The organism is Pseudoxanthomonas sangjuensis (genome assembly GCF_010211755.1).
Lineage (GTDB): Bacteria > Pseudomonadota > Gammaproteobacteria > Xanthomonadales > Xanthomonadaceae > Pseudoxanthomonas_A > Pseudoxanthomonas_A sangjuensis.
Genome location: NZ_PDWR01000021.1, coordinates 59,125 through 66,830, shown reverse-complemented (window position 1 = coordinate 66,830; position 7,706 = coordinate 59,125). Strand labels below are relative to the sequence as shown.

Below are 7,706 nucleotides of genomic sequence, written 5' to 3'. Positions count from 1 at the left end.
GTGGGCCACTGCGGTGACAACGCCGCGTGCGAAGGCTTCTTCGGCCTGCTCAAGCGCGAGCGGGTCTACCGCATGACCTACCCAACGCTCGATGCCGCGAGGGCTGATGTGTTCGAATACATCGAGCGGTTCCACAACCCGAGGATGCGACGAAGGGTCGCCAGGCAAGACCAGAAGTTCTCAGCCCTTTTACAACCGTCCGTGATTTCGGGGTAGAACCCCAGCCAGCCCGTGTACTCGCGTGATGGTATAGCCCTCGCAGAAGTAGATCTCAGTGCCTCCGTCTGACGGGGCGAATGGCGCTGGATCACACTTGGGGCGCCCTCCGGCAAGGATGGCTTGGTAGTTCTTCCAAGCAGAGGTGATGATTGAGGCGTGCTCTGGCTTGAGGTGCGACACGTCGATGCCGAAGTTACTTTGGGTGTCTGAAACGATTTTTATGGACGGCGGAAGGCGAGTTTTTGATGGATTCTTGGGTAGGCCAGTTGCAGGATCGTCCTCATAGCCCGCCGCAAAAGGCTCCTGTGCAACTTGAGCGGCCGGTTGCTCGGCCGTGCAGCCCATTACGACACCTGCGACAAAGCTAATCCCCAAGGCCCAACTCAACTTCATGCCGCCCCCCCCCAATATCTGAATTAAGCCGACCCGCGAAGCGGCATCGGCTTGAATGAATCGTTAGGGCCTGGCCGGGGTTTGCAGTGCCTGCGGTAGGTCCACTCCGAGTAATAGAACTTGCCCGTTATCGCACCCGTGCTAGCGGAAACTTCATAAATCCGCCACGAGTCGTCCGCACGAGCAATGGCGAATACGTAGAACACAGCACTCCCATCGCTGGACGGCGACGCGTTGAAGAATTGCAACGCTTCATTGTTTGACTCGGCGTCGGACAAGGCTAGGGCGACGATGCGCTCATCGGCCTCGTAATTTCGGTCGTAAAGCTGGACGCAGGAATCTCCGGGCTTAATCTCTGGAATTAGAGTGTGGGCCTGACTGTCGCCGGAAAGTGCCGCCAAAAAGAGAAGTAAAGGTCGTCCCACGATGCGCTTGTCCTGGGCCCTAACGCCGATTGGGCCTCAAATGAGGCGTAGCACGGATTCTGCGGCTGGCCGGAACGGTGCGTCAATCGGGGTTTTCCTACAGGAAACAGCGACTTGCGGCGATGGTCGGCGAAAGGCGGCGATGAAACATTGCGGGCGTTATCCGGTGTGGAGACGCCCCCATGCAATATGCCCGTGAAGATGCAGCCATGAATCCGCTGCCCGCAGAGCCGGAATGGCCGCGGGTGCTGGACGAAGTTCGTTGTCGGTTGCGGACGAAGCGCCACCGCACGCGCATCGCTTCCTGAAGCCATGCCCGTGTTCCCGTTGCTGGGCAAGGCATCCGCGGTCGCATTGCTGGCCGGTGCCTGCCTGTGCCTGTGGCTGCCGACCCTGCCGCCGTGGCCGCTGCTGCTGGCCGCGCTGCTCGCCGGCATCTGGGGTCTGTCGCGCCACGACTGGCGGCGACCGCTCGGTGCACTGCTGCTCGGCATCGGCTGGGCCGGATTGCACGCGACGCACGGCCTGTCCGCGCAATTGCCGCCGAAATGGGAAAGGCGTGAAGTAGAAGTCAGCGGCCGCGTAATCGAATTGCCGCAGGTCGAAACGCGACGCACGCGCTTCCTGCTCCACATCGACGGCGACGAGGCGCAGCCGGCGCCGCTGCGCGGCAAGCTGTTGCAGCTGTCGTGGTACGACGACTTCGACGCCACCGAGCCCGGCCCGCGCACGCGCCTGCATGCGGGCGAGCGCTGGCGCTTCGTGCTGCGCGTGCGCGCGCCGCGCGGGCTGCGCAATCCCGGCGGTTTCGACAGCGAACGCCATGCCCTCGAGCGGCGCGTCGCCGCCAGCGGCTACGTGCGCGATCCGGAACGGGCCGCGCCGCTCGCGCCGGCGCGCGGCATCGACGCCTGGCGCGAGCGCATGTCGGCGCGGATCGCGAAACGGACGCCGCCGGACGCCTCGAGTTTCGTCCGCGCGCTGGCGCTGGGCGACACCGGCGGGCTCGACGACCGCGACTGGGAAACCCTGCGCGCGACGGGGCTGACCCACCTGGTCGCGATTTCCGGCTTCCATGTCGGCCTGGTCTCCGGCTTCTTCGCCTTGCTCGCCGCGTTGCTGTGGCGCGCCGCCCCGGCGCTGGCCCGCCGCGTGCCGCGCCCGCAGGCCGCGGCGGTGTCGGCCTTGCTCGGCGCGCTCGGCTACGCCGCGGTCGCCGGCTTCGCGCTGCCGACCGTGCGCACCCTGCTGATGATCGCGATCGTCGCGCTGGCCTGGCTGCTGCGGCGTGGCCTGCGCGCGGGCGATGCGCTGGCGCTGGCCGCGATCGCGGTGCTGCTGTTCGATCCGCTGTCGCCGCTCGCCGCGGGTTTCTGGCTCAGTTTCGCCGGCGTCGCGTGGCTGTTGTGGTGCCTGCCGCACGAAGGCCGGCGCCCGCTGCTGAAGGAATTCCTGTCCGCGCAGGGCGTGGCCACCGTCGGTCTGCTGCCGTTGACCGTGGTGCTGTTCGGGCAGGCGTCGCTGGTCGGGCCGCTGGCGAACCTGGTCGCGATTCCGTGGTGGAGCCTGGTGGTGGTGCCGCTGGCGCTGCTCGGCACGGCGCTGGAAGCCGCGCATGCGGGCTTCGGCGAATGGGCGTGGCACGCGGCCGCGGGATGCTTCGATGCGAGCTGGCGGCTGTTCTCGGCGCTGGCGCAGAGCCGTTTCGCATTGTGGTGGTTGCCGGAGGCGCGCGGGTTCGCGTTGCCGCTGGCGTTGTTCGGCGCGTTCTGGCTGCTGTTGCCGCGCGGTGTGCCGGGCAAGCCGCTGGCGCTGTTGCTGTGGTTGCCGCTGCTGTGGCCGGATCGCGAGCTGCCGCGGCCCGGCGAAGCGCAACTGGTCGTGATCGACGTGGGGCAGGGGCTATCGGTGCTGGTGCGCACGCATTCGCATGCGCTGCTGTACGACGCCGGCCCGGCGGTGCGCGACGGTTTCGATGCCGGCGAGCGCGCAGTCGTGCCCACGCTGCGTGCACTGGGCGTGGCCAGACTCGACCGCGCGGTGATCAGCCACGGCGACAACGACCACGCCGGCGGATTCGATGCGGTGAAGCGGGTCGTGCCGGTCGGTGCGACTTTCGCGCCGGCCGGCTCGCCGACGCCCGCGGAAAGCGGCTGCGTGGCCGGACGCGGCTGGGAATGGGACGGGGTGAAGTTCCGCTTCCTGCATCCGACCGCGGGCTTCCCGTACCTGGCGAACGAATCGAGCTGCGTGCTGCGCATCGAAACCGTGCACGGCGCCGCGTTGCTGACCGGCGACATCGGCGAGGTAGTCGAGCGCATGCTGCTGCGCCGCGCCGCCGCGGATTTGCGCGCGGACGTGGTGCTGGCCGCGCACCATGGCAGCAAGGGGTCGTCGGACCCGGCCTTCGTCGCCGCGACCGGGGCGCGGCTGGCGCTGGTCTCGGCCGGCCACGGCAACCGCTTCGGCCATCCGGCGCCGGGCGTGGTCGCGCGCTGGCGGCACGCCGGCGCCGAGCTGCTGGATACCGCCGACAGCGGCGCGCTGGGCGTCTGGCTGTCCGCGGATGGCCTGGCGGTGCGCGAGCGGCGGGTGGCCTTCCCGCGGCTGTGGGATGCGGCAAGGCGCTACTCCGCTTCCCGCACGGGGCAGGATGCCCCGTAAGGGGCCGGCGAGGGCGGTGCGAACGGAGCGGGACGCCTTCCCGCCCACGCGTGCGGGAGAGGGGGGAAGTCGGTTTGTGCGGTCCGTATTGGCCGCGGTCCGCCGGCCTGACATATCCTATGCGCCTGATTTGGAACGGCCTTGGCGCCGGAGGAAAGCGAACGTGCTGGAACTGGTCAAGGCGGGCGGCTGGCCCATGATCCCGTTGCTGCTGCTGGCGGTGCTGGCCCTGGCCATCGTGGTCGAACGCTTCTGGAGCCTGCGCCGCAAGGAAGTGCTGCCGCCGGGACTGGGCGACGAGGTGCGGCGCTGGGCCGCCGGCGGCCAGCTGGACCCGGCGCACATCGAGTCGCTGCGGCGCAATTCGCCGCTGGGCGCGCTGCTGGCCGCGGCGCTGGACGTGCGCGGCCGCCCGCGCGACGTGATCCGCGAGCGCATCGAGGACACCGGCCGCTACCTGGTGCACCGGATGGAGAAGTTCCTGAACTCGCTGGGCACGATCGCCGCCGCCGGGCCGCTGCTCGGCCTGTTCGGCACCGTGGTCGGCATGATCCAGATGTTCCTCGGCATCCTCGACCACGGCGTCGGCGACGTGAACCAGCTCGCCGGCGGCATCGGCAAGGCGCTGGTCTGCACCGCCACCGGCATGGTCGTCGCGGTGCCGGCGCTGTTCTTCCACCGTTATTTCCGCGGGCGCATCTCCGGCTACGTGGTCGACATGGAACGGGAAGCCGGGCGCCTGCTCGACGTGCTCGACACGCGCACCTCGCACCCGCAAGGCTGATCGGATGCGCATCCGCGACCGGCAAGCGCACGACGAACCCGAGATCAGCCTGGTGCCGCTGATCGACGTGGTGCTGGTGCTGATCATCTTCTTCGTGGTCACGACGACCTTCGACGCGCGTTCCACGCTGCAGCTGCAGCTGCCGAGCGCCGATGGCCAGCCGGGGCAGACCCAGGGCAAGCGCCTGAGCGTGTTGATCAACGCCGAGGGGCGCTATTTCGTCGGCGACAACGAAGTGCTGCGCACCGACATCGACGCGCTGAAGCAGGCGATCCGCGACGCCAGCGGCGGCGACACCGGGCAGCCGGTGCTGCTGCGCGCCGATGCGCGGGTGCCGTACCAGGCGGTGGTGACCGCGCAGGACGCGCTGGGCCAGCTCGGCTTCCGCAAGCTGATCGTCGCCACCGCGCCGGAGCCGAAACGTTGAACGACGACGCGACGGCGAAGGCCACGTCCTGGCAGATCTACCGGCGCCTGCTGGGGTTCGCGAAGAACTATCGCGGCCTGCTGGCGCTGGCGGGGCTCGGCATGCTGTTCGAGGCCGGCGCCGGCGCGGCCTTCAGCAAGCTGATGGAGCCGGTGGTCAACGAGACCTTCATCAACCGCAACGAGCAGCTGAGCCTGCTGCTGCCGCTGGCCATCGTCGGCCTGTTCGTGGTCCGCGGCATCGCCGGCTACGCCACCGACATGGGTATGGGCAAGGCCGCGCGCAGCATCGCCCGCGACTTCCGCGTCAACGTGCTCGGCAAGTACTTGCGCCTGCCGGGCCTGCGCTTCGACTCCGAGCCGGTGCCGTCGATGCTGGTGCGGCTGGGTTCGGACAGCGACCAGGTGGCGCAGGCCGCGGTCGATTCGATGAAGGTGATGCTGCAGAACGCGCTGCAGATCGTCGCCGCGGTCGGCGTGATGCTGTGGACCAGCTGGCGCGTGACCGTGGCGATCGCGCTGCTCGGTCCGCCGCTGGCGTTCGTGATGAACAAGGTCGCGCGCCGCTACCGGCAGATCGGCCACCGCATCCAGGAAAGCAGCGCCGACCTGCTGCAGGCCGCCGACCAGGCGCTGAGCAACCAGCAGGAAGTCAAGGTCTACGGCGGACAGGGGCTGGAGCAGGCGCGCTACCGCGTGCTGGCCGACCGCAACCTGAAGCTGGCGATGAAGGTCGAATCCACGCGCAGCGTCTCGTCGGCGCTGGTGCAGATGATGGGCGCGATCGGCCTGGCCGCGCTGCTGTTCTTCGCCGGGCACGAGGCGATGGCCGGGCGCCTGAGCGCAGGCGGCTTCGTCACCCTGATGATCTCGATGATGGCGGTGATCCCGGCGCTGAAGAACCTGACCAACGTGCAGAACATGCTGCAGCGGGGCGTGGCCTCGGCCGACCGCCTGTTCGCCGTGCTCGATGCCGACGAGGAAGCCGATACCGGCACGCGCCGGCTCGACCGCGCGCGGGGCCTGCTCGAATTCAGCCACGTCGGCGCGCGCTATCCCGGCGCGGCGAAGAACGCGCTCGAAGACGTCAGCTTCGTCGCGCGGCCGGGCACGGTGACGGCGATCGTCGGCCGTTCCGGCAGCGGCAAGTCGACCCTGGTCAAGCTGATCCCGCGCTTCTACGAAGCCGCCGCCGGCAGCATCACCCTCGACGGCCATCCGTTGCAGGAATACCCGCTGGCCGACCTGCGCCGGCAGATCGCCCTGGTCGGCCAGCAGGTGATGCTGTTCGACGGCAGCGTCGCCGCCAACGTCGCCTACGGCGAGCTGGGCGAGGCGCCGCCGGAAGCGCTGGAGCGCGCGGTGCGCGGCGCCAACGCGATGGAGTTCGTCGAACAGTTGCCGGACCGGCTCGACGCGCAGATCGGCAGCAAGGGCGGCCGCCTGTCCGGCGGTCAGCGCCAGCGCATCGCCATCGCCCGCGCGATGCTGAAGGACGCGCCGATCCTGATCCTCGACGAGGCCACCGCGGCGCTCGACAACGAATCCGAACGGCTGGTGCAGAATGCGCTGCAGAAGCTGATGCCGGACCGCACCACGCTGGTCATCGCGCACCGGCTGTCGACGATAGAACACGCCGACCAGGTGCTGGTGCTCGATCAGGGCAGGCTGGTGGAGCAGGGCACGCACGCCGAGCTGCTGGCGCGCGACGGCCTGTACGCGCACCTGTACCGCATGCAGTTCCGCGAGGCCGAGTGAGCAGACAGACGCGACTCCCCGCCTACTGGTTCGACGACGCGCCGGTTCCGCTGCACGCGCGGTTGCTGTCCGGCCTGTACCGGCGCCTGGTCGCGCTGCGGCGGAACCTGTTCGACAGGGGCGTGCTGAAACGCCACCGCGCCGGCGTGCCGGTGGTCGTGGTCGGCAATCTCAGCGTCGGCGGCACCGGCAAGACGCCGCTGACCATCGCCATCGTGCAACGCCTGCGCGAAGCCGGCTGGAACCCGGGCGTGGCCAGCCGCGGTTACGGCCGCGACGACGAAAGCCGTGCGCTATGGGTCGAGAAGGGCACCCCCGCCGCCGCGGGCGGCGACGAGCCGGTGCTGATCGCGATGCGTACCGGCGCGCCGGTGCGCGTGGACCGCGACCGCGTCGCCGCCGCGCGCGCGCTGGTCGAAGCCGGTTGCGACGTGGTGGTCTGCGACGACGGCCTGCAGCACTACCGGCTGCGTCGCGACGTCGAGATCGAGGTCATCGACGGCCTGCGCCGCTACGGCAACGGCCAGTTGCTGCCGGCCGGCCCGTTGCGCGAGCCGGTGGAGCGCGGCGCGCAATGCGACTTCCGCGTGGTCAACCTGGGCATGGCCGACATCGCCGGCAGCGGCGACGCCGGCTTCGGCGAATGGCCGCTGCGGCTGGTCGCCGGCAGCGCGCAGCCGCTGCGCGGCGGCCGCACCCTGCCGCTGGACGCGTTCGGCGGGCACCGCGTGCATGCGGTCGCCGGCATCGGCAATCCGCAGCGGTTCTTCGACATGCTGCGCGGCTACGGCATCGGCGTGGTGCCGCACGCGTTCCCCGACCACCACCGCTATGCGGCCGGGGATTTTTCCTTCGGCAGCGAACTGCCGATCCTGATGACCGAGAAGGACGCGGTGAAATGCGCGGCCTTCGCCGACGACTGGTATTACAGCGTGCCGGTGGCTGCGCAGCTGCCGGAAGCGTTCTGGGCCGGCCTGCTGGAGAAGGTGGCGAAAAGCCGCCGCGAGGCGGGCAGGGGCGGGCGGGAGGCGCAATAG

At 69.5% G+C, this 7,706-nt stretch carries 6 protein-coding genes; all 6 read left to right on the top strand.

What is annotated here, in order from left to right; translation table 11 throughout:
* A partial coding sequence (locus CSC71_RS11585; protein WP_162373230.1) for an IS3 family transposase occupies window positions 1–216 on the top strand: 216 nt, incomplete at its 5' end.
* Between the two features lie 1,133 nt (window positions 217–1,349).
* Window positions 1,350–3,701, top strand: coding sequence for a DNA internalization-related competence protein ComEC/Rec2 (locus CSC71_RS11580; protein ID WP_162374532.1), 2,352 nt, complete (start codon window positions 1,350–1,352; stop codon window positions 3,699–3,701).
* Between the two features lie 163 nt (window positions 3,702–3,864).
* Window positions 3,865–4,485, top strand: a complete 621-nt coding sequence (locus CSC71_RS11575; RefSeq protein ID WP_162374531.1) for a MotA/TolQ/ExbB proton channel family protein — start codon at window positions 3,865–3,867, stop codon at window positions 4,483–4,485.
* Window positions 4,486–4,489: 4 nt separating this feature from the next.
* Complete coding sequence (locus tag CSC71_RS11570; protein ID WP_162374530.1) at window positions 4,490–4,912, top strand: ExbD/TolR family protein; 423 nt, start codon at window positions 4,490–4,492, stop codon at window positions 4,910–4,912.
* Window positions 4,909–6,669 (top strand): lipid A export permease/ATP-binding protein MsbA, encoded by a 1,761-nt coding sequence (gene msbA / locus CSC71_RS11565; protein WP_246192186.1) that lies wholly within the window; start codon window positions 4,909–4,911, stop codon window positions 6,667–6,669. The genes CSC71_RS11570 and msbA overlap by 4 nt, the downstream gene beginning before the upstream one ends.
* Window positions 6,666–7,706, top strand: coding sequence for a tetraacyldisaccharide 4'-kinase (gene lpxK, locus CSC71_RS11560; RefSeq protein ID WP_162374529.1), 1,041 nt, complete (start codon window positions 6,666–6,668; stop codon window positions 7,704–7,706). The genes msbA and lpxK overlap by 4 nt, the downstream gene beginning before the upstream one ends.

Bases quoted from the DNA above. Each gene is read 5' to 3' on its own strand.
- CSC71_RS11570 (WP_162374530.1), top strand. From the start codon at position 4,490: ATGCGCATCCGCGACCGGCAAGCGCACGACGAACCCGAGATCAGCCTG.
- CSC71_RS11580 (WP_162374532.1), top strand. From the start codon at position 1,350: ATGCCCGTGTTCCCGTTGCTGGGCAAGGCATCCGCGGTCGCATTGCTG.